The following is a 26,283-nucleotide window of genomic DNA, read 5'->3' as shown; positions in this document are numbered from 1 at the left end:
CCCCGTAGCTACGGTCATGTCACCCCCCAAACCCCCTCCCCGCTCCCTCCCCTTTCCCGGAGGTCCCCGTGACCGTCGACTATCTCGTCATGGCCGCCTACCTGCTCGGCATCATCGGTGTCGGCTGGTGGGGCAGACGCCGTGCCTCCTCCAAGAGCGACTTCCTGGTCGCCGGCCGCCGGCTCGGCCCGCTCATGTACACCGGCACCATGGCCGCCGTCGTCCTCGGCGGCGCGTCCACCATCGGCGGTGTCCGCCTCGGCTACACGTACGGCGTCTCGGGCGCCGCCATGGTCGGCGCGATCGGCCTCGGACTGCTGGCGCTGAGCGTCTTCTTCTCGGCCCGCATCTCCCGGCTGCGCGTGTACACGGTCGCCGAGATGCTGTCGCTGCGCTACGGCGACGCCGCGAGCGTGATCTCCGGCGTCGTCATGTGGATCTACACGCTGATGCTGGCGGTGACCTCGACGATCGCGTACGCCAGTGTCTTCGACGTCCTCTTCGACGTGCCGCGCTGGGTCGCGGTGGTCGTCGGCGGCACGATCGTCGTCGGCTACTCGGCGCTCGGCGGCATGTGGTCCATCACGCTCACCGACATGGTGCAGTTCGTCGTGAAGAGCATCGGCGTGCTCGTGCTGCTGCTGCCGATCGCGGTGGTGAAGGCGGGCGGCTTCGGCGCCATGGCCGACCGGCTGCCGGGCGGCTACTTCTCGCTCACCTCCATCGGCGGCCAGACCATCGTCACCTTCGTGCTGATCTACACCTTCGGCATGCTGATCGGGCAGGACCTGCCATACCTCCCCATACGCGCGTCTTCACCGCGCGCAGCGACAGGGTCGCCGCCTGGGGCGGCACCGTCGCCGGTGTCTACTGCCTGGTGTACGCCCTGGCCGGCGCGTTCATCGGGATGGCGACCAAGGCCCTCTACCCGAACCTGGCCGCCGCCGACCAGGCGTTCGCCACCATCGTCAAGCACGCCCTGCCGACCGGTGTCCGCGGACTGGTCCTGGCCGCCGCCCTGTCCGCGATGATGTCCACCGCGAGCGGTGCCCTGATCGCCTCCGCGACCGTCGCCAACCAGGACATCTGGGCCCGGCTGCGCCGCCGTACGGCATCGGGAGCCCACGACGAGCGCGACGAGCGCGACGAGATCGGCTCCAACCGGCTCGCCATCGCGGTCCTCGGCGTGGTCGCCATGGCGATCGCCTGTGTCCTCGGGGACGTCATCGAGGCGCTCACCGTCGCCTACAACCTGCTCGTCGGCGGCCTGCTGGTGCCGATCCTCGGCGGTCTGGTCTGGCGGCGCGGCAACCTGCCGGGCGCGCTGACCGCGATGGTCGCGGGCGGTACGACGGTGATCGTCCTCATGGTGACCGACGGCCTCCTCGCCAACGAGCCCATCTACTACGGCCTCCTCGCCAGCCTCGTCGCCTACGTCGCCGTCAGCCTGGTGACCCGGCCGACCGACGAGACGGTCCTGGCGAACTGGCGCCGCCGCCTGGCGGGCGGGTCCGCGTCCACCCCGGCCGCCACGAGCCCGGAGCTCAGCGCGGCCTGACACCCACCACCACCCGATCACACCCGCACCCGCACCCGCACGTGCCGTACGCCGTGGAAAGGCCCCTCAATGCCCCCCGTCAGCACGGAAGAACTCCGTCTGCGCCGTGAACTCGCCGCCGTCTACCGCCTGGTGGCCCACTTCCGGATGACCGATCTCATCTTCACGCACATCTCGGTACGGCTCCCCGGCCCGGAACACCACTTCCTGATCAACCCCTACGGGCTGCTCTTCGAGGAGATCACCGCCTCGAACCTGGTGAAGATCGATCTCGCCGGCAACCCCGTCGAGGAGACCCCGCACCCCGTCAACCCGGCCGGTTTCGTGATCCACAGCGCGATCCACGCGGCCCGTCCCGACGCCCGGTGCGTGCTGCACACCCACACCAGGGCGGGGTGCGCGGTCGCCGCCCAGGAGGAGGGCCTGCTCCCGCTCAACCAGATCTCCATGGAGTTCTACGGCAGGCTCGGCTACCACTCCTACGAGGGCGTCGCCCTCAACCTCGCCGAGCAACGGCGGCTGGTCGCCGACCTCGGCGGCCACCCGGCGATGATCCTGCGCAACCACGGCCTGCTGACCGTCGGGGAGACCCCGGCGCAGGCGTTCCTGCGCATGTACTACCTGGACAAGGCCTGCGAGATCCAGACCATCGCCGCCGCCGGGGGCGCGAAGCTCGTCCTTCCCGATCCCGAGACCTGCGAGCTCACCGCCCGCCAGCTGACCGGCGAGACCCACGACTCCGACCTCCAGGACGACAAGGCCTACGACCTCGCGTGGTCGGCGCTGCTCCGGCTCGTCGACCGCATCGCCCCCGACCACAAGGACTGACAGGCCCTTCGGCCGATCCCGATCCCAGGGCCAGGGAACCGGCGCGGTCCGGGCTTTCACGGTGGTACTGCTGGTCCTATCCGCGCCTCTGGTGGCGGTGTGCTCGGGCAGAGGACGATCGCTCCGGGGAGACGATCCCCGAAGGCCACCTCCCCTGGCCACCCACCCGTCTCGCACCGGAGAGGCCATGGCCGACACCGCCGGTTTCAACGCCCGCGTCATCGAGGAGTTCCGCGCCAACCACGGTCAGTTGGGCGGAGGGTTCGCCGGGGCCCCGGTGCTGCTGCTGCACACCGTCGGGGCGCGCTCGGGCGCCGCCCGGGTGAATCCGATGATGTACCTGGCGGATCAGGGCCGTTATCTGGTCTTCGCCTCCAAGGCCGGCTCCGACCGCAACCCGGACTGGTACCACAACCTGCTCGCGCATCCCGACGTGCGCATCGAGGTGGGCGACGACGTCGTCGCCGTACGGGCCGTGGAGCTGGGCGGTGCCGAACGCGACACCGCCTTCGCCGAACAGGCCGGCCGCTACCCCGGCTTCGCCGCCTACCAGCGCAAGACACGGCGAGTGATCCCCGTCGTCGCGCTCACCCCCACCGATGAGGGCAGCGCGCCCGCCGACCGTACAGAACGCATAGAACGGACAGCGTCGTGAGCATGGCCTATCTCGCCCAGCCCGATCAGCAGCAGAAACTCGAATGGCTCGACGGCGGCCAGTTCGCCGTGCTCCTGGACAGCGCGGCCACCGAGGGGCAGTTGACCGTCGGGCGGTTCAGCGTCGCCAAGGGCGAGGCGCCGCCGTACCACATGCACACGCGTGAGGACGAGATCTTCATGCTCATCAAGGGCACGGCGCTGCTGTGGTCGGACGACCAGGAGATGGAGCTGTCGGAGGGCGGCATCGTCTACCTCCCCAGGAACGTCCCCCACGGCTACCGGATCACCTCCGACACCGCCGACCTGCTGATGATCTGCACCCCGGGCGGCATCGAGGGCATGTTCCGGCACGCCGGACGCGACATGTCGGACCCCCGGCCCGAGGGGTTCGAGATCTCCAAGGACCGGATGGCCGAGGCCGCCGACCTGTACGGTCAGATCATCCTCGGCCCGCCCCGCTGAACCTCCGTCGCACGACCTGCACGAATCGCACGACCTGCACGACCTGCACGAATCGTACGAACAGCATGAAAGGCACCCCATGTCAGAGCAGCAACGCCGCGACCTCGACGAGATGCTGCGGCACGCTCCGCTCGACGTCGGAGGCGACGTCGCCGAAGCGCGCGCCCTCTTCCACGAGATGATGACCTCGATACCGCTGCCCCCCGACGTCACGATCACCCCCGGACACCTCGGCGGTGTCCCGGTCGTCACCGTCGAGACGCCCGGCGGCGACCCCTCCCGCGTGCTGCTGTACCTGCACGGCGGCGCCTACGTCATCGGCTCCGCCGCCGGCGCGGCGAGCCTGGCCGCCGACGTGTCCCGGCGCTCCGGCGCCCGTGCCGTCTGCGTCGACTACCGCCTCGCTCCCGAGCACCCGTTCCCCGCGGCCGTCGAAGACGCCGTGGCCGCCTACAGCGGGCTGCTCGACCAAGGCGTCCCGGCCGCCCGGATCGCCCTGGTCGGCGAGTCCGCGGGCGGCGGACTGACCGTCGCGACGCTGGTCGCCCTCAGGGACGCGGGGCTGCCCCAGCCCTCGTCCGCCGCGGTGTTCTCGCCCTGGGCCGACCTCACGGTGTCCGGCGCGAGCATGACGGGCAAGGCCGCCCTCGACCCCGCGCTGACTCCGCAGGCCCTGCGCACCCGGGCGGCCGACTACCTCGGGGCGACGGCCGCCGCCACCGACCCGCTGGCCAGCCCGATCTTCGCCGACCTCACGGGCCTGCCCCCGCTGCTCATCCAGGTCGGCTCGCACGAGATCCTGCTGGACGACGCCGTACGACTGGCAGCCCGCGCGGCCGACCACGACGTCCGCGTCGAACTCCAGGTCTGGCCCCAGGTCCCGCACGTCTTCCAGTCGTTCGCCGTCATGCTCGACGAAGCCGACGAGGCACTGGACGCCGCCGCCGACTTCACCCGGGCACGCTGGTCGGCCGCCGAGAAGGCCGCCGAGGGACAGGCGGCCGGGGCCTAGGCCGCCGGGGCGCTGAACTCCCGTTCGCCTCAAGGGCTTTACCCAGATGTGGAAAGGGAGGCCTGCCGCGAGCGGTGCATCCGAATGATGATGACCGCATGGCACCGGCGAACACCTTCGGCACCACCCTGCGCGGCTGGCGGGAGCGCATCTCTCCCGTGGCCGCCGGGCTGGAGACCCCCACCGAGCGGCGCGCCCTCGGCCTGCGCCGCGAGGAACTGGCAAGCCTGGCCGGTCTGTCGGTGGACTACGTGGTGCGGCTCGAACAGGGCCGGGCCCGCAACCCCTCCGCCCAGGTCGTCTCCGCGCTGGCCAGGGCCCTGCGCCTGCACCCCGCCGAGCGCGACCACCTGTTCCGCTGCGCCAACCTCGCACCACCCGCCACCGGCGAAGTTCCGTTGCGCGTACCGCCGAGGGTGCACCGGCTCGTCCAGCAGCTCGGTGACGCGCCGGTCGCGGTCTACGCCGCCGACTGGACGCTGGTCGGCTGGAACCGGATGTGGACCGCCACCATCGGCGACCCCCGTACCTACGGCTGGGACCAGAGCAACCTCGTCGCCGGGATGTTCCGCTCCAGCGGCGGCCACCGGGTCGACTCCATCGCCGCCTGGCCGGTGCGGTCCTGGGCGGGCGACGAGGCCGAGGAGGAGGCCCTCGTCGCCGACCTCCGGATCACCGCCGCCACCCACCCCGACGACAGCCGGCTCGCCGCCCTCGTCGACCGGCTGCTGCACAGCAGCCCCCGCTTCGCCCGCCTGTGGTCCAACGGCACCGCGGGCCCGCACGTCGGCGACCGCAAGACCGTCGAGCACCCCGTCGTCGGAGACCTGGCCCTCGACCTCGACGTCCTCATGGTCCCCGGCCTGGATCTCCGCATCGTCGCCTACACGGCCGACGACGGAACCGACGACGCCGAGAAACTGGACCACCTGCGCGGCCTGTTACCGGCGGGGCGTCGAACTCGCACGGGGGCACAGGGCCTTCGAGGCCGGCAGCTGAGCACTCCGAGTCCGGCCTCGCCCGCGGCCCGGATCGACTAGCCGGCGGCCTTGGCGGCCTCGATGACGAGGTCGGCCACGGCGTCGGGCTGGGAGATGGCCGCCGCGTGCGACGCCTCGACGCGTACGACGTGCGATCCGGCGCGCTCGGCCATGAACTCCTGGGCCTGGGCGGGGATGGCGTTGTCCTGGGTCGCGACCAGTGCCCACGAGGGCAGGGTGCGCCAGGCCGGGGTGCCGGACAGTTCGGCCGTCAGGGCCTGCACGCGTACCGAGCGCTGGGTGACCGCGAGGACGTCGGTGACCTCGGCGGGCAGGTCCCCGGCGATGACGTCCCGGTAGTGCTCGGGCAGGATGCGCAGTTCCGGTTCGCCCTCGTACTCGGTGGCGACGGTCGTGTCCGGGCCCATCTTGGCGCCCGGGAAGCGGGAGGCGTTCTCCAGGCAGCTCTCGCCCTCGTCGGGCTGGAAGGCGGCCACGTAGACCAGGGCCCGGACGTTCGACGCGTCGCGGGCGGCGCGGGTGATGATCGCGCCGGCGTACGAGTGGCCGACCAGGACGACCGGGCCGTCCACGGCCTTGGCGACGGTGGCCGCGTACCGGGCGTCGGACTCCAGGCCGCGGAGCGGGTTCGGGACGGCGAGGGTGGTGTAGCCCTGCGCCTGGAGCTTGGCGATGACGCCCTTCCACGTGCCGGAGTCACCGAAGGCGCCGTGGACGAGAACGATCGTGGGGGTGGTGCTCATGGGGTCCGTACCTCACAGAGAGAATGATCGGTCTTTCTGGGAGAAAGACTAGTCGTTCTCCCTGGGTGCGGCAACGTGACGAGGGCGACCGTCCAGAACGACTGGTCTTTCTTTACGATGGGTGGATGACGACCGCCTCGGAGCTCCACCCCAAGGACCGGCTGCTGCGCACCGCGTCCCGCCTGTTCTACGCGGAGGGCATCCACGCCGTCGGTGTGGAACGACTCATCACCGAGGCCCAGGTCACACGCGCCACCTTCTACCGGCACTACCCCAGCAAGGACGACCTGGTCTCCGCTTACCTCACGACGACCGCCGCCGGGATCCGCGCTGCCGTCGGACGGGCGCGAGACGGCAGGTCGCCGCGCGAGGCGATCCGCGCGGTGATGGCCGTCCTCGGCGACGCGACCCTCGAAGACGGCTTCCGCGGCTGCCAGTTCCTCAACGCGGCTGCCGAGTACCCCGACCGCACCCATCCGGTGCGCGCGGTCATCGACGACCAGCGCACCTGGCTGTTCGAGGTGTTCCGCGCACTCTCCACCGACCTGGGCCACGCGGACCCCGAGCACGCCGCACGCGTCCTCGTCCTGCTGCACGACGGCGCGTTCCAGGCGGCAGAGCTCGGCGACCCGGCGGTCGTCCGCGAAACACTGCGCCGAGCCGTCGACGAGGTGTTCCCCGCCGAGAAGGTCTGACCGGGACACCGCCGCGTCGCCAGGCCTCGCAAGGTGCCATGAGCGGGCAGGTGGGCCGGGCACCCGGCCGGCGCGGGAGGGTGGCGGAGGCTCACTGGTGCAGTGGCTCGGGCTGGGCGCTGAGCAGGTGGCGCAGTACGGGCAGGGCGGCGGCGGTGGTGGCGGCCTGGTCTGTGATCAAGTCGGTGATGGGGGCGGGCAGCCGCATGCCGTTGCGGGGGATGGCGAGGACCGGCATGCCGGCGGCTGCCGCCGCGCGGATGCCGTTCGGGGAGTCCTCCACGGCCAGGCAGTCGGCGGGCGGGAGGTTCAGCCGGGCGGCGGCATGGAGGTAGGCGTCCGGTGCGGGCTTGCCGCGGGTCACGTCCTCGCCGCAGACGACCGCGTGCAGCCGGCTCGTCAGGCCGAGTCCGTCGAGGACCGCGAGGACGAAACGGCGCGGGCTGGCGGTGGCGACGGCGATCGGGCCGTGCCGTTCGGCTTCGCAAACCAGTTCCAGCGCTCCGGGCAGCGCCCGCACGAGGCCGGCGGCGTGGTCGCGGAGCATGGCGGTGGTGCACGCCTCCACGACCTCGGCGGCGCCGACCGTACCGCCGCACAGGCCCGCGACGTACGACGCCCAGCCGCCGTTTCCGTGGAGTGCGGCGGTGTCCGCGGCGCCCCATCGGTGGCCGTGGCGGGCGGTGAAGGCGGCGCAGGCACGGGGCCAGCCGTCGGCCGTGTCGATGAGGGTGTCGTCGAGGTCGAAGACGGTGGCCCGGTGTGTCGGGGTCATGCCGGTGCCGGTGCCGGTGCCGGTGCCGGGTCCGTGAGCCGCGGGCGGGGTGCGAGCTGCTCGATGGAGACGAGGGTGAGGCCGTGTGCGTCGGCGAAGGCGCGCAGCCGGTCGGCGCGGGCGAGGGAGCCGTCGTCCTCGCAGACCTCGCTGATCACCCCGACCGGTACGAGACCGGCCAGCCGCAGCAGGTCGACGGTGGCCTCGGTGTGCCCGCGGCGTTCGACGGTGCCGCCGGGGCGGGCGCGCAGCGGGAACACGTGCCCGGGGCGGAGCAGCCGGCCGGGCGGGGTGCCGGGGTCGGCCAGGGTCCGCAGGGTCAGGGCCCGGTCCGCGGCGGAGATTCCCGAGCCGGTGCCGACCGCGTCCACGGAGACGGTGTACGCGGTCGTGTCGACCGGGTCGGTGCCCGCAGGGGGCGGGACCATCAGCGGGAGTTCCAGCCGGTCGGCGATCTCGGGTGCCAGCGGCGCGCAGATCAGGCCGCTGGTGAAGCGTACGAAGAAGCCCAGGCTCTGGGCGGTGGCGAACTGCGCGGCCATGACGAGGTCGCCCTCGTCCTCACGGTCCGCGTCGTCCGTCACGATCACGGGCCGGCCGGCCCGCAACTCCTCGATGGCGGCGGCCACCGTGTCGCGGCCCGCGTGCGACCGGGGTACCGAAACTGACGTCACAGGAACCAGCCCTTTCTCGACCTCAACGTTCCTGCAAGATCCATCGGTGGCGCGGGCACGCGACTTGAGGGCCGATGTGGCGTCGGGCGCGGCCCCCTGGTGGGGGAGCGGGGGCGGCAGGGTGTCAGGGCGTCAGTCTGGCGCCGATCGACGGGTCCCGTGTGTTGCCGAGGAAGAGGGTCGAGGGGAGTCGGCCGTCCGGGTCACGGTCGGCGGTGGGGGACGTGGTGCCGGTGAGGTGCAGTGCCGCGGTGGTCCAGCCCCGCTGGTCCCACGAGTTGCCCGTGTGGCCGGCCCGGGTGCCCAGCCAGACGTCCGGACGGTTGCCGAGTGCCAGGTCGCGTCGGAGGACCGCGGCGGAGGTGACGAAGGCGAAGCCCGCGGCCCCGTTGCGGTAGGCGGTGTCGTCGGTCAGCCGGGGAGTGCCCGCGGAACCCGTCTCGGTGAACCCGAAGCCGGCGTTGTCCCAGGCCGCGCTGTCCGAGACGACGGGGGCCACCTTCAGGCCGGCGTCACCGCCGAGCTTGAACCCGCTGCCCCCGGCGGAGAAGTCCGTGACGCCCCAGCGGTTCACCCCGTTCCCGAAGGCCCAGGTGTGGTCGATCGTCACGGAGCCGTCGAACCCGCTGAGGTCCAGGCCGTCGCCCGAGTTGTCGTAGATCCGGCAGCCCCGGATCCGGTTGCCCGCGCCGGCACCGGTCGTGAATCCCACGCCGTCGACGTATCCGCCGCTCGACCCGGACTCGTGGTTGTCGTAGAAGTCGCTGTCCTGGATCAGGTTGTCGTGCGTCCCCGCACCCTGGAGGAGCAGGCCGGTGCTTCCGTTGCCGTGCACGACGAGCCGGGCGAGCACGTCGTCGTGGCAGGAGGTGCAGACGAACGGCCGCCCGGCGACGCCCTCGATCTCCAGCCCCTGGACCGTGACGTACCCGCCGCTCCGGACGAACAGCCCGGCGCCCGACGGCAGCCGGGATCCGTCGAACACGGGGCGTTCGTCGCGGTAGTTGCTCACGGTGATCCGGTGTCCCCGGGTGCCGGAGGCGGTCAGGGAGACCGTGGTTCCGGGGTGGTAGGTGCCGCCGCGGACGGCGACCGTCTGGCCCGGCCGGGCCCGGGAGACGGCCCGGGTCACCGTGGCGAACGGGCGGGCGAGGGTGCCCGGGCCGGTGTCGTCGCCGTCGGGTGCGACGTAGTAGTCGGCGGTGGCGAGGCCGGAGTAGGCGGCCGGCGAGGTCTTCGGGGTGGAGGACGGTTCGGTACGGGCCGAGGGGACGGCACCCGGCAGGTGCGGGGTGCCGTTCGTGGCGGCCGGGCTCCGCACGGTGCCGGGGGCGTCGGATCCCGGGGGCAGGTGATGGATCGTCACCCCGGTCACGACGGCCAGCGTGACGGTGGCGCCGGCCGCCGTGACCGCCGCCTTCACCGGGATCCGGCCCAGCGCGTGCCGGAAGGAGCCCAGCAGGGACGACACCGGTCCGCCTGCCGCGCCGTGCCGGGCGGCGAGGCCCGCGACGGTCGCCCCCAGCGCGGCCGGGACGGCCAGCGCGCCGATCCGGATCGGCAGGTCGTCGACCGAGTTCCAGGTGGCCGCCGCCCCGCAGCGCGGGCAGTCCTGCACGTGCCGGTCGAGCCTGGTCAACAGCCGTCCGCCGGCCGCAGTGGGCGCCTCGGCCACGCCGGACGCCTCGGCCGCCGTGCGTGACCGGCCCGCCCGGCGCCCGCCCGCCGCCACGGCGTCGAGACCGGCGCATCGCGGGTCGGCCCGCCAGGCGGCGAGCACCCCGACGGCGACCGAGAGCCTGGCCTTCATCCGCTGGATGCGTACGGCGGTGTGCGGAGCGCTCAGGTCCAGCGCCTCGGCGACCTCGGCGCGGGTGAGCTGCCCGGCGGTCTCCTGCCACCACAGGGCCATGGTCCGGCGCTCCTCGTCGCTGAGCCAGCGGCCGGCTTCCAGCAGGTCGCCGCCCGCTTCCGCCAGCGCGCGGCGGTCGAGGGCGACGTCGGCGAAGGCACGGGTGCCGTCGGGGATCCCGTCCGCGTCGGTCACGGGCCGGTGCCGGGCCAGCGCCGCGCTGCTGCGCCGTCCCTGCTCCTGCATCTGACGGATCGCTATGGACACGATCCAGGACCGGAACCGCTCGGGTTCCCGCAGCAGGGGCAGCGCCCGCATCGCGCGCAGCATGGTCTCCTGGACGACGTCGTCGACGTCCGTGTGCCCCTGCAGACCTCGTCCGACGACGTTGTAGACCAGGGGCAGGTACTCGCCGAACAGGGCCGCCCGTGCCCCCGGGTCGCCGGAGCGGGCGGCCTCGACCAGGTCGGGTCCGGTCAGTTCGGCCCGGGACGGGCGGGTCGCCGTCGGGGGCGTGGGGCCGGGGGGCGTGGGCCGGGCCGGATCCTTGCGCAAAGCGCCCTCGCAGAATGATCTCGGGTGAGGGCGGTCATGATGGCATGGCCGCGTCGACCGGCCAAGCCGCACAGGGGGCGGCGGGGGGCCGCGACATTCGGTGAAATCGAGGGCTCCGAACCTGTTATGGGCTGGCGAGGTGCGCCGTCTCCGTAGGGACAGCGGAGAAAGGAACGGCACCGCAATGAATTCCAGTCGGGGCAGAAGAGCCCGGAGCAGGCGCCCCAAGTGGCACCTCGCGGCGGCCGGTGGCGTGGCCATCGTCGTCACGGGCAGCGTGGCGATGGCGGCCACCGTCGTCTCGGGAACGGGAGGTTCGTCCGGGGCGAAGGCCGGGACCTACACCCTCTCGGTCGCCGGGAGCGGTCTGTGCATGGACGTCACCGGCGGCGGAGCGGTCAGCGGCGCGCGGATCCAGCAGTGGGGCTGCGCGAGCGGGCAGAGCAACCAGCAGTGGACGCTGGCCGACCAGGGCTCCGGCAGGTTCACGGTCAGGTCCGCAGGCGGCATGTGCCTCGACGTCACCGGCGGCTCCACGGCCGTGGGCACCCAGTTGCAGCAGTGGGGGTGCGCGAGCGGCCAGAGCAACCAGCAGTGGACGCTGAAGGCGTCGCGGAACGGCACGTACCAGATCGTCAACGTCAACAGCGGGCTGTGCGTCAGCGACAAGGGGGCGAGCACCGCGCCCGGCGCCGCCGTCATCCAGGAGACCTGCACCGCCAACAGCAACAAGCTCTGGAAGCTGAACCCGGTCGGCGGCGCCTCCGCCACCCCGACCCCGGCCGCGACCCCCGCCGCGACCGCCGGCCGGACCGTCACGGTGGCCGCGGACGGCAGCGGTGACGTCACCACCGTCCAGGCGGCGATCGACAAGGTCCCGGCGAACAACACCACGCCGGTGACCATCGCCGTCAAGAAGGGCACCTACCGGGGCGTCTTCACCGTCCCCGCCGACAAGCCCTACGTGACGCTCAAGGGCCTCGGGTCCGCCGCCTCCGACGTCGTCCTCGTGCAGAACCACGGGGCCGGTACGAAGAAGGCGGACGGGACGACGTACGGGACCTCCGGCAGCGCCACCGCGTTCGTCGACGGGCACGACTTCGCGGCGTCGAACCTGACGATCTCCAACGACTACGACACCGGGACCGTCGGCACCGGCCAGGCGGTGGCGCTCAGCCTGTCCGCCGACCGGGCGGTCCTCACGAACGTGCGGATCCTGGGCCACCAGGACACCCTGCTGCTCAACGACTCCGCGCGGGCCTACTTCCAGAAGTCCTACGTGGCCGGGACCGTCGACTTCGTCTTCGGCGGCGGCATCGGGGTCTTCGACCGGTCCGAGATCCACCAGCTGGGCAGCGGCGGCTACCTCACCGCAGCCAGCACCCCGGCGGCCCGCACCTACGGCTACCTCTTCTACAAGTCCGACATCACCGGCGCCGGGACCGCGGGCACCAGCAGCCTCGGCCGCCCGTGGCGGCAGAACGCCCAGGTGCTCTACCGCGAGTCCACCATCGGGTCGTTCGTGCGGACCGCCCAGCCGTGGAGCGACATGTCCGGCGCCACCTGGCAGAACGCCCGCTTCAGCGAGTACCGCAACACGGGCGCCGGCGCGACGGTCAACGCCGACCGGCCCCAGCTGACCGACTCCCGGGCGGCGGACTACACCCCGGAGAAGTACCTGGCCGGCTCGGACGGCTGGAACCCCCTCGCCACGGCCGCCGCGTCCGGTACGACGGCGAGCGCGTCGTCGGCCACCGTCTGCAAGCCCACCGCCTACGGAGCGAAGGCCGACGGCCGGACGAAGGACACCGTCGCCCTGCAGAAGGCCATCGACGCCTGCGCGGGCAAGGGCACCGTGGAACTGACCGGCGGCAAGTACCTCTCGGGCCCCCTGACCCTGCGCAGTGACCTCACCTTCACCCTCGACTCCGGCGCGACCCTGCTCGCCTCGCAGGACGCCGCGGACTACGCCGCCTCGGGAACCAAGCTCGCCCCGTTCCTGTCCGCGTCCGGCGTGCAGAACCTCACCGTCACCGGCTCGGGCACGATCGACGGCCAGGGCGCCCCCTGGTGGGCCAGGACCAAGTCCGAGAAGGCGGCGGGCAAGACGCTGTCGTCCCGCCCCGGCCTGGTCGACATCGGCGACGCCTCCGGCGTGAAGATCACCGGCATCACGCTGAAGAACGCGCCCAACGTGCACATCACCCTGAAGAAGGTCACCGGCGCCGCCCTCGACAGGATCACGATCTCGGCACCGGCGGACTCCCCCAACACCGACGGGATCGACGTCTGGTCCTCGTCCGGCGTCGCGGTCACCAACAGCACCATCGACGACGGCGACGACAACATCGCCATCGACTCCTCGCCGTCGGGCGGCCCCGCCCACGACATCTCGCTGAGCGGCTGCACGATCCTGCACGGCCACGGCCTGTCCATCGGCAGCTACACCGCGGGCGGGGTCCACGACATCGACATCCACGACAACACCCTCAACGGCACCACCGCGGGCGTACGGATCAAGACCGCGCGCGACCGCGGCGGCGAGGTCCGCGACATCACGTACAGGAACCTCACGATGACGAACGTGACGACGCCCATCCAGGTCGTCGGCTACTACCCGAAGGTCCCCGCGGACGGTGACCCCGCCCAGGCGATCACCGGCACCACCCCGAACTACCACGACATCACGGTCTCCGGCATCACCGCGACCGGCGCCACCGAGGCCGGCCAGATCATCGGCCTCCCCGAACGGCCGGTCACCGGGATCACCCTGACCTCGGTCACCATCAGCGCCAGGACCGGCCTCACGGTCCGCAACGCCGCCCTGCGCACGAAGTCCACCACCATCAAGCCGGCCTCGGGCCCGGCGTATCTCGTCCAGAGCAAGGCCACCGTCGAGTGACCCGCTGACACCGAAGGGAGGCCGGTCCCGCACCCGGCCTCCCGTCCTTCGCATCGGCTCGCGACGATGACGTGACGATCTGGGCGACGGAGGTCCGGGGAACCACGGTGAAGGCGACCGGGTTCGGTGGCGTACTAGTTGCTGACAGCGAACCGCATGAGGGCGTGCTCGTCCCCCTGCTTGATCTTGCCGGTCGTGTTGATCACTTCGAGCTTCCAGCTGCCGCCGACCCGTATCGCCTTGGCCACGGCGCAGCCGTTGTCCTGGGTGAGCAGGCTGGGCCAGATGTCGGCGACCTGCTGGGAGCTGCCTCCGGTCGCGTCGTAGACCTTGAAGCTGATGTTGCGCGCCTTCTGGAACGAGCTGCCCTTCTTGTACGCGGCGGCGACGAACACGATCGCCGTGATGTTGGGCGGGATCCGGGCGAACTCGACGGTCACCGTCTCGTCGTCGCCGTCCCCGCGGCCGGTCTGGTTGTCGCCGCTGTGCACCAGCGAGCCGTTGCCCATGGGGTCGAGCGAGTCGAGACCCGCGAGGCGCACCGGTTCCCCGCCCTGCAGGGCGATGGCGATCAGGTCGAGGTCGGTGCCGGTCTTGCGGCGCAGCTTGCCCATCACGCCGCCGCTGCTGCCGGCGGTGGGATCCCAGGACACCCCGATGGACAGGTGGGTCACTCCGTCCAGGTCGGCCGGGCCGTCTTCCTTCGTGAGCGTGATCATGCCGTGGCTCGTCCTTGTCTCTCAAAGGGACTACAACACGCCAAAGTGTGCCCGGCGCCCTCACGGTCTCCCGTGAGGGGTCCCATGACCACGGATGAACCCCCGGCCCGTCGGGCGCACACCGCCGTCGCCGCCGTCCTGCCTGGGGTTCCGTCCGATTCGGCCTCCCGTCAGGACGGCCGTGCCTCCCGGACGACGAGCGGGCCGATGACCGCGTCCAGTTCCGCGTCCGTGAGGGGACCGCCGGCGTTCAGGCCCTCCCAGCGTTCCATCTCCCGGAGGCGTTCAACGATCGCGGTCCGGTCGGTCACGTCCTGGGCACCGCCTTCGCCTCCGCGCAAGAGCCCTGATCTTTCTTTGTCACACCTTGATCAGGAGTATCTCCTCGCTTGGACTGTCGTGTCTGTGACGCGCCTATGATGTGCCGACTTCGGGAGTTCAAGGGGGAGTTGTTCATGCCGAGACGGAGATCGCTCGCGTTCGTCGGGGTGGCCGCGCTGGTACCGCTGGTCGCTTCCGCTGCTTCCGGCGCCGCCGCGCAGGCGGCGTCGGGGTCGCTGACCGTGACCACGCTGGGGCGGCACGGCGCCAAGGTCCCGACGACGGTGACGGTGGTCGCCGTGCCGTCCGGTCAGACGTACAGCGTCAAGTCCGGCAAGCGGATCAGCCTGCCGTCGGGGCGCTACATCGCGATGACCGACATATACGAAAGCGCGACCGACGGTCTGGGCACCGACACCATCGGCGCGCAGGTCGTGCAGGTGTCGGGCAGCAAGTCGGTGACGCTCGACGCGCGTAAGGGCAAGGCCGTCAAGGTGTCGCTCGACACGCCCGCCGACGTGACCGGGCCGCCACGGATCAGCGCGCAGGTGTGTGCCGCCACGATGGACATGCCCTCGGCCTACAGCGCGGGCGGCTGGAACGACGAGGGAGCCCTCTACGCCATCCCGAACTCCTCCAAGCTGCTGCAGTTCGGGTACCTCGCGCAGTGGTCCGGCAACGACAGCTATGTCGCCGTGAAGAAGACCACGGGCATCCCGGCGGCGCCCGGCGGGTCGTTCAAGCGGTCGGGGCTTGCGACGATGCGTTTCTCGGTGCGCGCCGGAACGCAGATGGGCACTCAGGTCGACACCGCGCTCCAGGCGGTGCCGAAGACAGATGACTGCACGACCGACCTGATGGCCCAGGTGCGCGACGACAACGCCCCGTACAGCGCCACCGTCCACCTGACTCCCGGAACCTGGCAGCCGCGCGACGACATCTTCGCCGGCAACGGCGACGACGTCAGCGGCGGATTTCCTAAGCTCAGGACGCTGAAGGCAGGGCAGAGCTCCACCCAGTCCTTCGGCCGGGCCGTATGGGGCCCCATGCGCAATCTGCCGCTGCTCGGGCAGAAGTCCGTCACCTTGTCTGCGGACGCCCTGATCGGCGACCTCGACATCGGCGGCGACTGGGGGGACATCACGAAGGAGACGGTGGCCCTGTCCAAGGGCAGCACCACCGTCAAGAAGCAGACACTGACCGACTGGCGCACCGGGCCCGCCGAGTTCGAAGCCAGTGTCCGCTCGGCCGGCTGGTACCGCCTGACCGTCGACGCCCACCGCTACCGCCCGGGCATCACCTTCCCGGCCGGCATGCTGTCGCCGCGGGCGACCCTCGACTGGCACTTCAAGGTGGCCGACCCGGCCAAGGCGATGGTCGCGCCCGTCTTCCTGACCCGCTTCCTGCCCACCGGACTCGACAGCCACAACAGGGCCGCGCCGAACAGCACCACGACGGTCGGCGTGAGCGCCGGGCGCGCCTCCCAGGGCCCCGACACCAAGCTCACCAAGGTGACCGCCAAGTCCGTCCGGGTCTGGTCGTCCGCCGACGGCGGCAAGACCTGGAAGGCGGCGACCGTCAAGCACTCCGGATCGACCTGGCAGGCGACCGTCCACAACCCGGCCTCCGGGGCCGTCGCCCTGCGTTCGGAGGTGACGGACGCCGCCGGGGACCGCTCGGTGGAGACCGTGTACCGGGCGTACGCGATCGGCTGAGGCCGCTCCCCCGGACGGCCTAGGGGCCTGGGTTCCGTCGGTTGTCAGAGGCCCTGGGTGAGGGACGCGGCGTCGGGGACCCGGACGGTTTCGGGGGCGGTGCGGGGGATGAGGCCGAGGATCTGGGCGACGACGTACTGCGCCGACATCATGGCTCCTTCCTGCCAGCCGGGCAGTGGTGACGCCTGGTCACCGACGACGTAGAAGCGGCCGTCGCCCTCGGGCCGCAGGATCTGCTTGTAGGCGTACTGGTGGGCGGGGTCGGACGGGTCCCAGTCCGCCCAACCGCCCAGCTGGTGGGGCACCTTGTGCCAGGCGACGGTGACCCCCAGCTCCTGGGGCACGGTGTTCCGCTCCAGGAACTCGCGGTGCAGCTGGGCCCCGCCGTCCCGGGCGAGGCGCAGCCGCTCGCCGGGGGCCAGATCGCCCATCTCCTCGGCGTGCCCGGTGAAGTTGTACGCCCCGGTGAGAGTGCCCGACGCGGAGAAGTAGTCGTTGGACGGGTACCAGAACTGGGTGATGGGGTGGTCGGTCCAGCTGATGCCCCCGTAGATCTGGTTGTGGTCGTCCTCCCAGAACCGCCGGTTGGCCTGCCAGCCGACCTTGCACGTCGGCGCGTAGTCCACCGCCTCCAGGGCGTTCGCGAAATCCTCGGAGAAGCCGGTCAGCGTGAGCTGCTTCAGCACCGGGAACGGGATGTTGCTCACGCAGTAGTCGGCCGTCGCCGTCAGGTCCTGGCCGCCCGAGCGGTAGGTGACCCGGACCCCCTCGCCCGTCAGGTCGACGGCGAGGACCTCGGCCTTGAGCTGGACGGTCACGTCGTACTCGGTGACGATCCGTTCGGTGAGCGCGTGGACGATCTTGTCCATGCCGCCGACCGGCTGGAACATCGTGGCCTGCCACAGGTAGTCCACCGGCTGGTAGAAGCGGTACTTCCAGAACTCCGAGGAGACCAGCTCGGTCAGGCTCAACGGGAGCGCGGGCTGCGGGAAGTCCTGGACGTCGAGGGGTTCGCCGTAGCCGGAGCGGGTGGAGCCGTGGTACTCGCCGTCCTCGTCCAGGTCCCCGAACCTGTGCAGCAGGTCCCGCAGCAGGCCGGTGAACTCGTCGCTCCCGGTCAGGGTGGCGGTCAGTAACGCGGCGAGGTGGCCGCGGGTGTCGTTGGCGACGCGCCGGTTGCGCCAGGGGGCGCCGAGGGGGGTGTGGCCGGCGCGGTGCAGCACGTTCGCCGTGGTTTCCATGACGTACGGCTCCAGGGACACCCCGAGGTCGGTGCAGTACGCGAGGACCCGGCGGTGGTGGTACGGGATACGGCCGGGGCCGAGGTTGAGGTACAGGCCCGGGTCGAAGTCGCAGGTGTGGGTCAGTACCTGGTTGCCGCCCTCGCCGTCGAGTTCGTAGAGCCTGTCGCCCTTGCGGGCGGTGCGGTTGCGACCGCCGGTGCGGGGCTGGGGTTCGAGGACCGTGCACCGGTAGCCCAGCCTGCCCAGTTCGTAGGCGGCGGTGAGTCCGCCGACCCCCGCGCCCAGGATCAGTACCGACTTCTCCTCGCCGGCCGCCGCGCGTGGCGCGGCGGCGAAGTCCGGCGTGGCTCCCGTGCCGGAACTCATCGGGCCGCCGAGGCCGGACATCGCCTGGCGGAGGGCCTGTGCGGACAGGTGGGCGGACGTGCTTGTGCTCATGGCTGACCTCTCGGGTCGGACGGACGGGACGGCGCCGCTCCGGGTTCGCCCGGCGCGCCGGTGACTGTGTGCGGGAAGGGGGCGACGTCCCGTGGATCGGCCGGATCGGCCGCGGGACCTGAGCCCTGGCTCGTGCGTGCCGTGCGCGTTTCGAGTGCGGGCCTGCGCAGGGGGTCTTTCCCGCACCCGTCAGGGCGGACGCCGCCCGTCCGGGCGAGCGCGCGGGACGGAAGTTGACGCGTGGGTGGCGTACGCCCGCGTCCGGAACGGCCGTCACCCGAATGGCGGAACAGGACCGTCGTGGGCGCGATGCCGGAGCCACCCTGAGCAGGGGGGTTCAGATCCTGCTTCCGTGAGAAGGGGTTACGTCATGGCGACCACGCCGAACAGAACGCAGGCGAAGGCCGTTGCGGTGGCCGAGGAAGGCCGCCGGGAGGCGACGCCAGGAGGGCCGTCCGAGCTGACCGGTGCCGTCCGGCACCGCACGGACGGAGGTACCACCCAGTACGGCCTGTACCTGCGGTGGCGCATCGGCGAGAACGGCCCGGACTCGTCGGGGTCGGACTGGCCCCCGCCGGGTGACTGGAACGGGGGTGCCGCTCCGTACCCGCACAAGTACGAGGTGTGGATCGACGGGGAGCCCGTCCAGACGGCGTTCCTGTACTGGCGCAGCTGGAACTGGTGGGCCGCGAACACCCTGTGGGTGCGGCTGGGAAGCGAGCCCGGCGCCGCCTACCGGGTCCGGATCCGTGCCGAGGTCGACGGTACGTGGTCGGAGTTCACGAACGAGGTGACGGCGCGCACCGCCGACGCCGAGCCGTGGCGTGCACCGGCACCGGGCCGCACCGGTACGTCGGCCGGTACGACGGCGGGTGCGTCGTCCGGCGCCCAGGACGGCCCGGGCGCCGAACCGGCGCACGGCAACGTGTCCCATCCGAAGAGCCGTGCCTACTGGACGTACAAGGAGAACGACACCTCTCCCGTCTGCGTCCGGGCCCGCGAGGTGAACACCACCGACTGGTGGGAGGCGACCGGGCCCAGTGCCGAGCAGTACCAGGAGAGCTACCCGTGGAACAACGACGGCGGCTACCTGGAGTTCGTGAAGTTCTTCGCGCCGGGCAAGGTGGCCTCCTGCAGCAACCCCGCCTACGCCGGGTTCGACCTGGACCTCGGTGACGGCCACGGCGACTGGCCGGTGACGGAACTCCCGCGTGAGGCCGAGGAGTACACGTTCGACTACCACTACGCCGCGCACCATCAGGGCGAGAGCTGGACCCATGAGTGGTTCATCACCAGGGAGGGGTGGACGCCCGAAGCCGGACTCCACTGGGAGGACTTCGAGCAGATCCCGTTCCTGACGGAGCACACCGGTCCGGAGCACTCGCACGGCAGCCAGTCCTGGAAGTTCTCCGTGCTTCCGCGGCGTTCCGGCCGCGCGGTGATCGCGAACGTGTGGGGCGGCCACGGCGGCCCGGACACGCCCGACGGCGGCAACGGTGGCAAGACCGGCGAGATCTTCATGTCCGTCAGCGACGTGTACTTCGTCTGACCGTCCGGCCGGGCCTCGGGCCGCCACCCGGTGGGGTGGCGGCCCGGGTCGGGAGCGGTCCCCGGGACGAGCCCCTAGGGCCGGACGAGCAGGACCGAGCGCAGCTTCAGGCGGTCCGTGGCGGGGTTGCCGTGGGGGCGCAGGGTCCAGGAGTCCCCGGTGCAGTCGGGGCCGGTGAACACCACGGCGTATTCGTCGGTGTCGTTGTGCGGGGCGAAGGCGGGCTCGGAGGAGTTCGGGTCGGCGACCTCGGGAAGCGTGATGCACTGGTTGCTCGCCGGGTCGTGCAGGGTGCTGATGCCGGGCCGGCCGTCGAGGCCGACGTAGCGGTAGTGGAAGTCGCCGGTCGCGGCGTAGGCCGGCGAGGTCAGGGCGGCTGCGAGCGCGAGGGCTCCGCAGGCGGGGGCGAGGACGTGTCGAAGACGCACGGAGGTTCTCGTTCCATGGGTGGGCGCCAGGGGCAAGGTCATCCGGACATCTATCCGGCCCGAGCCGCGGGCACCCGGCCGACTCCCGCGGAAAGGTTTCCCTCTCACCCGCGGGGAGTACCGGCCCCGACCGACCCGGATCCGGCGTCGCCGACGTCCGCCGGCGACCGGGCTCACTCCGTCTCGGCCAGCAGCTGCCGTGCCCGGGGCTTCCACAGCCAGGCGGCCGTGTGGTCGGGGGTGTTCAGCGCCAGGCGCCAGGCGCGTACGGCCTCGGCCGGGCGGCCCGCGGCGGACAGTGCCCGGCCGTAGTCCAGGAGGTCACGGGCCATGCCCTCGCTCGGCGGCGGCTCCCGGGCTTCCAGCGCGTCCGCGCCGAGCAGCTCCTCGTAGTGGTCGCAGGCACGGGTCGCCTCACCCCGCAGCAGCGCCAGACGGGCGTCGAAGCGCAGGTGGTACATCGGGTTCTGGGCGCGCCGGATCCAGGGGTCGGCGTCCAGGACGCGCCGCTCCCGCTCCGCCAGCGGCACGTCGCCCTCCAGCAGGGCGAGGTCGAAGAGATGGGCGTGGCAGTTCATCCGGAACCGCTCGGCCATCGAGCCGGCGGGGCGCGGTACGGACTCCAGGAAGGCGTCCATGTCGGTCAGTTCGCGTTCGTAGCCGCCCGCGGACAGCCGGCCCCCGTAGTAGGCGAACTGGGCGGCGATGCTCCGCGACACCCAGGCCGAGACCTCGTTGCCCGCCTCCCGTGCGGCGTCCGCGCTGCGCACCATCAGCTCGTGCGCCGGGCGGATCTCCCCGCGCAGGAACGCCGCGTACCCCTGGTCGTACAGGTCGGTGGAGCGCTGTGCCGCGGTCGCCGTGTCGTCCCGGGCGAGCTCGGCCAGCAGCGCCTCCGCCTCCGCCACCGCTCCGTTGCGGCGCAGCCGCCCCGCCTGGGTGCGCAGGAACTCGCCGCGTACGTGCGGCACCCGCCGGCCGGGGATGTGCGCGGAGAGGAAGTCGCGGTCGGCGGCGCAGGCCAGGACGGCGGCGTAGAACGCGTCCGCGTCGGTCCGGTAGACCAGCGCGGCCTGCAGCGCGGTGGCGCCCAGCGGTCCGGGGGTGTCGCGTGCCTCGGCCCGCGCCGCGTGGGCGGCGACCGCCCGCGCCACCCGGGGGGCCAGGCCGGGGGCGGCCGAGGTCAGCACCCGGTGGGCCGCGAGGCAGTCGGTGAACAGGTCGAGGGGGTCCTGCCGGGCGGCCCGGGTGTCGGCGTACGCCGGGTCCTCGATCACGGTCGCGAGGGAGGCGGCGCACGCGGCCAGGGCCGTGGGGTCGGCGGGGCCGCGGGCGTCGTCGGAGCCCGCGTCCGGCGCCACGTCCGGCGCCGCGTCCAGTGCCGCGATCAGGTGCCCGAGCACGTGCGTGAGGGCGTAGTCGTCCTCGCAGTGCGCCCAGTCGCTGCCGTAGGTGTCCAGGATCCGGTCCGCGATGAGCTGGTTGTGGATCACAGGATCAACGTAATAGAGCCACCGGTTTTCGTCCGCGTCGGTTTCCGGACTGGTCAGGAACCGGGTGACGGAGGCGTGGAAGAGGCGCAGGGTGCCGTCGTCCTGGTCGCTCACGACGAGCTGGCGCAGGTCGCGCAGGGCGAGCCGGGCGTCCCTGCGGCGGTCCGCGAGTCCCGCCCAGTGCAGCAGCCGGGCTTCCGGCAGGGGTGCGCGGGCGACGGCCAGGGTGGCCAGCAGCGGGTGCCGGACCTCGTCCCACTCGCCGTCCGTCGTGCGGCCGTGGATCCGGAACAGCAGCTGCTCGTAGAGGCCGTCGAGGTCCGCGGGCAGCCCGTCGGGATAGGTGAGGGCGCGGAGGTCGTCGACGCGGTCGTCCTCCAGGGCGTTGCGGACGGCCCGGACCCAGGAGACGAGGAACAGGAAGTTGCCCGCGGCCCGCCCGGCCACCGCATGCACGATGTGACGCGGGTTCACCGCACGGGAGCGCAGCGCGGCGGCGAACTCTGCGTCCCCGGCGACGGCCTCCGCGTAGGCCCGTACGTCCTCCACCGCCTCGGCCGCGTCCGGGTCGATGCGGATCTCGTGCAGCCGTTCCCCCTGGCCCACCACGATCTCGTGGAGCTTGAAGTGCGGCCGGCTGGTCACCATGATCCGGACGTTCTCCGGCAGCGTGGGGCAGCCGGCCAGCCAGCCGGTGACGGTGTCGGGCCGGAGCCCGGGAGCGCCCGGCTCGTCCAGCTCGTCCAGCGCGTCGATGATGACGACGATCCGGGCGTCCGGGTCCTTCTTCAGCAGCGCCTTCGCGGGGGCGAGGAGTGCCAGCCGCTGAAGGTGCCGCGGGGCCAGCTGCTCGGGATCGGCGTCCAGCCGGTCCACCGCGATTCCCGTCGACCGGCCCGCCAGCCGCCCCACGCGCTGACGGATCCGGATGGAGAGGGGCTTGAAGGGGTTCGCGGTGATCTGCCCGGCCTCAAGGGCGGTGTGGCTGCCGCCTTCGGACACCTGGTCGATCTCCGTGTCGATGTCGATGCGCACCGGGGAGTCGTCGAAGAGGTCGGGCCGCAGCGCGGCGAGCTGCCTGCCGATGGAGAGCAGCAGGTCGGCCGCGTCACCGCAGGCGTGCGCGACGCGGCTGTCGACCCGCAGGAAGTAGCGGGGGGACAGCCGGTGCCGCTGTGTCATCCAGGCCGCCAGGGCGGACTTGCCCACCCCGGCCGGGCCCGTGACCAGGAGGATCCGGTACGGCGACGGGCCGAAGTGGGCCTCGATCCGCTCCGCGAGCCAGGTCCTGGGGATGAACGGCTCCGCCAGGTGGTGGTCGATCAGGGCAAGGCTGAACAGGTCGTCCGCCGAGGGGCCGCCTCCGGACGCGTCGGACCGCTGCGCCGGTAAGGTCACCGCGGGTCCTCGCCGTCCTCGCCGTCCGCGCCCGGACCGCCGACGCTGTCCGCCTGGAACCCCACCACCCGGCCCCCGGGACCGACGTTCCGGCCGCGGATCTTCGTGCTGAACCTGCCGCCGTCCACCCGGCCCACGCTGACGCCGACGACCTCCGCGTTGATCTGCTCGATGTCGATGCGGGTGTCGATGACGGTGCCGGAGGCGGGCCGCTCGCCCGCCTCCGTGACGAACGTGATGCGTTGCCCGTAGACCGCCTCCAGCAACCGCCTGAGCTGGTCGACCCGCTGGAGCAACTCGGCGTCGCCCGGCTGGACGGAGCCCTCGTCGTCGACGAACGGGAAGAGGTCCGTGCGCAGTTGCCGCAGGGCGGCGACGGAATCCGCGAGCGCCGCCTCGTCCAGCCGACGGGTGTCCAGGGTGCCGGTGAACGCCGCCGGGGGGAGCCGTACGACGCCGTCGCCCGACTCGTCCGTGGCCGCGCCGTCTCCCTCCTGGCGGCTCCGGCGCCGGTCGAGCAGCGCTCTGGCCTGGTCGAACAGGAATCTGATGCCTTCGCTGAGCGCGGTGGTGCCGAGGTCGGCGAGCAGTTCCATACGGCGTCTCCTCCGGGCAGAGGGCACGAACGGTCGCGGCGGCGATCAGTGTGACATGCCGGCCGGTGCCGCGGGTGTCCTCCGCGGCGTTGCCCGACTGGCTCGGCTGCCTCGCTCGGCTTCCTCGGCGGCGCGATCACGCCACGGGCGGTTCCTCGGACCCGGCCAGCCCCTGCAGCAGCAGGGAGAGGGTGAAGGCGAACCGGTCGTGGCCGGTGCCCGAGGTGAGCTCCCGCGCGTGGGCGACGGTGTGGGGGAACCGGTCGGGCGGCAGCATCCGGAGCCGTTCCGCGATCTCGGCGCGGTCGATCACACGGCCGTCGGCGTCCGTGCTCTGCCGCCGGGCCGCGGACGCCTCCAGGCAGTAGCCCGTGAGGTAGAGGAAGGCCGCGTCGGAGGCCCAGGCGGCCTGCCGGGCGGGCGTGCCGCCGGCGAGCAGGATCGCGAGCATCCCCTCGCCGACCCGCAGGGTCGCCAGGTCGGCGGGGACCACGGCGAGCGCGGCCTGCGCGATGCCGGGGTAGCGCAGGAACCGGTCGCGCAGCTGTGCGCACACGTCCATGAACTGGTCCCGCCAGCACGCGGGGTCCGGTGCGGGGAGAACGACCTGGGAGCACAGCCGGCCGATGAGCAGGTCGCCCAGCTCCGCCCTATTGCGCACGTGCGCGTACAGCGACGCGGGGCCGGTCCCGAGCCTCGTCGCGACCACGCGCATCGTCAGGTCCTCGAAGCCGCTCTCCGCCACGGCGTCGAGGGCGGCGTCGACGATGCGCTCCACCGTGAGGGGGGCCTTCTCGCGGCCGGCGGCCCGGCTGGCTCCGGTCTCCGGTCCGGTGTTCCCGGCCGCGACGAGTGCCGCCCACTGGTCCCGGGAGATCGCGTCACGCGCCGCACGTCGTCCTGCCATGCCGTCACCCTACTCGTTGACGAACAATGGTCGCCAGTAGAACAATGTTCGTCGCTGGCCGGAGGGCAGCACCACTCGAAGGGAATCACCATGACGACCTCGGTCTCGATCATCGGCGCCGGCCTCGGCGGACTCACGCTCGCCCGGATCCTGCACCTCCACGGCATCCCGGCCACCGTCTACGAGGCGGAGGATTCCGCGGGCGTCCGCACCCAGGGCGGACAGCTCGACCTCCACGAGGAGGACGGCCAGCTCGCCCTGGAGATGGCCGGGCTCACGGCGGAGTACCGCGCGATCATCCACCGCGGCGGCGGGGCGCGCCGCGTCGTCGACGAGGGGGGACGCGTCGTCGTCGACCGGCCGGACGACGGCTCGCTGACGCGGCCGGAGACACTGCGCGGCGACATCCGCCGGATCCTGCTCGCATCACTGCCGCCCGGCACGGTGCGATGGGGCAGGAAGTTCGTCTCGGCGACCCCCGTCGGGAACGGACGCCACCAGCTGTCGTTCGCGGACGGCTCGACGGCCGTGTCCGACGTGCTCGTGGGCGCCGACGGGGTCTGGTCCAGGGTCCGGGCCCTCGTGTCGGACGCGCGGCCGGTGTACTCGGGCATGAGCTACGTCGACACCTGCCTGCACGACGTCGACACGGCCCACCCGCGCGTGGCCCGCCTCGTCGGGAACGGCGCCCTGTACGCCCTGGTCCCGGGCAAGGGGTTCCTCGCCCACCGTGAAGCCGGTGACGTCGTCCACACCTACGTCGTGCTGCATCGCCCGATCGAGTGGTTCGACGCGATCGACTTCACCGACGTCCCGGCGGCGAAGGCGCGGGTGGCGGCGGAGTTCGACGGCTGGGCGCCGGAGCTGCTGGCCCTGATCACCGACGGCGAGTCGGCACCCGTCCTGCGCAGCATCCACCAGCTGCCCGACGACCACCGCTGGGACCGGGTCCCCGGCGTCACCCTGCTCGGCGACGCGGCGCACGCGACCGTGCCCGGGGGCGACGGGGCCAATCTCGCGATGCTCGACGGTGCCGAACTCGGCATGGCGATCGCGGCCCACCCCGACGATGTCGAGCAGGCCCTCGCCGACCACGAGAGCAGGATGTTCCCCAGGAGCCGGCGGGCAGCGGCAGCCGCCCACCGGACCGTCGACTTCGTCTTCGGCGCCGACGCCCCCGCCGGGGTCGTCAGCCTGTTCTCGGCGGACGACAGAGCCTCCGCCTGAGCCGGCGCACCGCCTGCCGCCCCTGTCACGGGCCGGCACGGCGGTGCTACAGCTTGGTCATCTTCGTGTACGGGCTCAGGATCCGCATCTGCTTCGAGCCGAAATCCACGAGTGCCGCGGTTCCGTCCTCGATGCCGACGACCCGGCCGAGGCCGTACACGTCGTGGGTGACCTGGTCCCCCACGGCGAAGTGCTTGGGGTCCGGTGCGACCGGGGCTTTGAAGGGACTGGTGGGCAAGTGGCGCTTCGGGGCGGCAGGCTTTGTCATCGCCCCCAGTATGGGCCCACGGACCACACTGGTGGCTACCCCGCTGTCCGGTGGATTGCGTTCCGGCGGCTGTGAGTCTGCCCACCCGTCCGCGTGCAGAAGGGTGGGGCTGGGCGGTTCGGCTTCGTCGGAGGCCCCGCCCCCCGTACCCTTCGGGGACCAAGGCGTCAGATAGCGGGCGTCCACGAAAGAAGGATCTGATCCACACATGCTGATCGCTCAGCGTCCCTCGTTGACCGAAGAGGTCGTCGACGAGTTCCGTTCCC

Annotated in this window: 22 protein-coding genes and 1 pseudogene; 11 read left to right on the top strand and 12 right to left on the bottom strand. The window is 72.1% G+C overall.

What is annotated here, in order from left to right:
- Positions 1-68 precede the first annotated feature (68 nt).
- The 6 genes and pseudogenes from AB0D74_RS48780 (at position 69) to AB0D74_RS48755 (ending at position 5,557) form a co-directional block, all read left to right on the top strand.
- Positions 69-1,558: pseudogene (locus AB0D74_RS48780) on the top strand (sodium:solute symporter).
- A gap of 69 nt (positions 1,559-1,627) precedes the next feature.
- Positions 1,628-2,386, top strand: coding sequence for a class II aldolase/adducin family protein (locus AB0D74_RS48775; RefSeq protein WP_362602564.1), 759 nt, complete (start codon positions 1,628-1,630; stop codon positions 2,384-2,386).
- Between the two features lie 187 nt (positions 2,387-2,573).
- Complete coding sequence (locus AB0D74_RS48770; protein ID WP_362602561.1) at positions 2,574-3,041, top strand: nitroreductase family deazaflavin-dependent oxidoreductase; 468 nt, start codon at positions 2,574-2,576, stop codon at positions 3,039-3,041.
- 2 nt (positions 3,042-3,043) lie between these two features.
- Positions 3,044-3,505 carry a cupin domain-containing protein gene (locus tag AB0D74_RS48765; RefSeq protein ID WP_362602582.1) on the top strand — a complete coding sequence of 154 codons (462 nt, stop codon included), beginning with the start codon at positions 3,044-3,046 and terminating at the stop codon, positions 3,503-3,505.
- A gap of 79 nt (positions 3,506-3,584) precedes the next feature.
- Positions 3,585-4,517: an alpha/beta hydrolase gene (locus AB0D74_RS48760; protein ID WP_362602558.1), complete on the top strand. Its 933-nt coding sequence runs from the start codon at positions 3,585-3,587 to the stop codon at positions 4,515-4,517.
- A gap of 98 nt (positions 4,518-4,615) precedes the next feature.
- Complete coding sequence (locus AB0D74_RS48755; protein ID WP_362602555.1) at positions 4,616-5,557, top strand: helix-turn-helix domain-containing protein; 942 nt, start codon at positions 4,616-4,618, stop codon at positions 5,555-5,557.
- On the opposite strand, the gene AB0D74_RS48750 is transcribed toward AB0D74_RS48755, so the two are convergent.
- A complete protein-coding gene (locus AB0D74_RS48750; RefSeq protein WP_362602552.1) occupies positions 5,554-6,261 on the bottom strand; it encodes an alpha/beta hydrolase in 708 nt (235 codons plus the stop codon). The two genes, AB0D74_RS48755 and AB0D74_RS48750, sit on opposite strands and share 4 nt — an antisense overlap.
- A 125-nt stretch (positions 6,262-6,386) precedes the next feature.
- On the opposite strand from AB0D74_RS48750, the gene AB0D74_RS48745 reads away from it, so the two are divergent.
- The gene (locus AB0D74_RS48745; protein ID WP_362602549.1) at positions 6,387-6,956 is read left to right on the top strand and encodes a TetR family transcriptional regulator; all 570 of its coding nucleotides are present in this window, start codon (positions 6,387-6,389) and stop codon (positions 6,954-6,956) included.
- Between the two features lie 91 nt (positions 6,957-7,047).
- Here AB0D74_RS48745 and AB0D74_RS48740 read toward each other — a convergent pair whose 3' ends face one another.
- The 3 genes from AB0D74_RS48740 to AB0D74_RS48730 form a co-directional block, all read right to left on the bottom strand.
- Positions 7,048-7,731, bottom strand: a complete 684-nt coding sequence (locus AB0D74_RS48740) for an HAD-IA family hydrolase (protein ID WP_362602546.1) — start codon at positions 7,729-7,731, stop codon at positions 7,048-7,050.
- Positions 7,728-8,405, bottom strand: coding sequence for a 3,4-dihydroxy-2-butanone-4-phosphate synthase (gene ribB, locus AB0D74_RS48735; RefSeq protein WP_362602543.1), 678 nt, complete (start codon positions 8,403-8,405; stop codon positions 7,728-7,730). The genes AB0D74_RS48740 and ribB overlap by 4 nt, the downstream gene beginning before the upstream one ends.
- 124 nt (positions 8,406-8,529) lie before the next feature.
- Positions 8,530-10,812, bottom strand: coding sequence for a sigma-70 family RNA polymerase sigma factor (locus tag AB0D74_RS48730; protein ID WP_362602540.1), 2,283 nt, complete (start codon positions 10,810-10,812; stop codon positions 8,530-8,532).
- Between the two features lie 184 nt (positions 10,813-10,996).
- Here AB0D74_RS48730 and AB0D74_RS48725 point away from each other — a divergent pair, with 184 nt between their 5' ends.
- Positions 10,997-13,714: a pectinesterase family protein gene (locus AB0D74_RS48725; RefSeq protein WP_362602537.1), complete on the top strand. Its 2,718-nt coding sequence runs from the start codon at positions 10,997-10,999 to the stop codon at positions 13,712-13,714.
- A 134-nt stretch (positions 13,715-13,848) separates the two neighbouring features.
- Here the strand turns inward: AB0D74_RS48725 and AB0D74_RS48720 are convergent, their stop codons facing one another.
- Both AB0D74_RS48720 and AB0D74_RS48715 read right to left on the bottom strand, forming a co-directional pair.
- Positions 13,849-14,433, bottom strand: a complete 585-nt coding sequence (locus tag AB0D74_RS48720; RefSeq protein ID WP_362602534.1) for a TerD family protein — start codon at positions 14,431-14,433, stop codon at positions 13,849-13,851.
- A gap of 170 nt (positions 14,434-14,603) precedes the next feature.
- Positions 14,604-14,744, bottom strand: coding sequence for a hypothetical protein (locus AB0D74_RS48715; protein WP_362602531.1), 141 nt, complete (start codon positions 14,742-14,744; stop codon positions 14,604-14,606).
- Between the two features lie 144 nt (positions 14,745-14,888).
- Between AB0D74_RS48715 and AB0D74_RS48710 the strand changes: the two genes are divergently transcribed.
- On the top strand, positions 14,889-16,469 hold the full coding sequence (locus tag AB0D74_RS48710) for a hypothetical protein (protein WP_362602528.1): 1,581 nt from the start codon (positions 14,889-14,891) through the stop codon (positions 16,467-16,469).
- Positions 16,470-16,513: 44 nt separating this feature from the next.
- Here AB0D74_RS48710 and AB0D74_RS48705 read toward each other — a convergent pair whose 3' ends face one another.
- A complete protein-coding gene (locus AB0D74_RS48705; RefSeq protein ID WP_362602525.1) occupies positions 16,514-18,151 on the bottom strand; it encodes an FAD-dependent oxidoreductase in 1,638 nt (545 codons plus the stop codon).
- Between the two features lie 370 nt (positions 18,152-18,521).
- Between AB0D74_RS48705 and AB0D74_RS48700 the strand changes: the two genes are divergently transcribed.
- Positions 18,522-19,700, top strand: a complete 1,179-nt coding sequence (locus AB0D74_RS48700; protein WP_362602522.1) for a lytic polysaccharide monooxygenase — start codon at positions 18,522-18,524, stop codon at positions 19,698-19,700.
- A 74-nt stretch (positions 19,701-19,774) separates the two neighbouring features.
- Here AB0D74_RS48700 and AB0D74_RS48695 read toward each other — a convergent pair whose 3' ends face one another.
- The 4 genes from AB0D74_RS48695 to AB0D74_RS48680 all read right to left on the bottom strand — a co-directional run bounded on the left by AB0D74_RS48695 (position 19,775) and on the right by AB0D74_RS48680 (position 24,522).
- Positions 19,775-20,128, bottom strand: a complete 354-nt coding sequence (locus AB0D74_RS48695) for a hypothetical protein (RefSeq protein ID WP_362602519.1) — start codon at positions 20,126-20,128, stop codon at positions 19,775-19,777.
- 173 nt (positions 20,129-20,301) lie between these two features.
- On the bottom strand, positions 20,302-23,019 hold the full coding sequence (locus tag AB0D74_RS48690) for a hypothetical protein (protein ID WP_362602516.1): 2,718 nt from the start codon (positions 23,017-23,019) through the stop codon (positions 20,302-20,304).
- A complete protein-coding gene (locus tag AB0D74_RS48685; protein WP_362602513.1) occupies positions 23,016-23,615 on the bottom strand; it encodes a hypothetical protein in 600 nt (199 codons plus the stop codon). The genes AB0D74_RS48690 and AB0D74_RS48685 overlap by 4 nt, the downstream gene beginning before the upstream one ends.
- A gap of 136 nt (positions 23,616-23,751) precedes the next feature.
- Positions 23,752-24,522: a TetR/AcrR family transcriptional regulator gene (locus tag AB0D74_RS48680; RefSeq protein ID WP_362602510.1), complete on the bottom strand. Its 771-nt coding sequence runs from the start codon at positions 24,520-24,522 to the stop codon at positions 23,752-23,754.
- A gap of 90 nt (positions 24,523-24,612) precedes the next feature.
- Here AB0D74_RS48680 and AB0D74_RS48675 point away from each other — a divergent pair, with 90 nt between their 5' ends.
- Positions 24,613-25,749 carry an NAD(P)/FAD-dependent oxidoreductase gene (locus tag AB0D74_RS48675; RefSeq protein WP_362602509.1) on the top strand — a complete coding sequence of 379 codons (1,137 nt, stop codon included), beginning with the start codon at positions 24,613-24,615 and terminating at the stop codon, positions 25,747-25,749.
- 46 nt (positions 25,750-25,795) lie between these two features.
- Here the strand turns inward: AB0D74_RS48675 and AB0D74_RS48670 are convergent, their stop codons facing one another.
- Complete coding sequence (locus AB0D74_RS48670) at positions 25,796-26,017, bottom strand: hypothetical protein (protein ID WP_362602506.1); 222 nt, start codon at positions 26,015-26,017, stop codon at positions 25,796-25,798.
- Positions 26,018-26,283 lie beyond the last annotated feature (266 nt).

The sequence above is a fragment of the Streptomyces sp. NPDC048278 genome, assembly GCF_040652195.1.
In the GTDB taxonomy this organism is placed as follows: domain Bacteria; phylum Actinomycetota; class Actinomycetes; order Streptomycetales; family Streptomycetaceae; genus Streptomyces.
The sequence above is the reverse complement of the archived record's forward strand: the minus strand, read 5'-3'. Positions and strand labels throughout refer to the sequence as shown.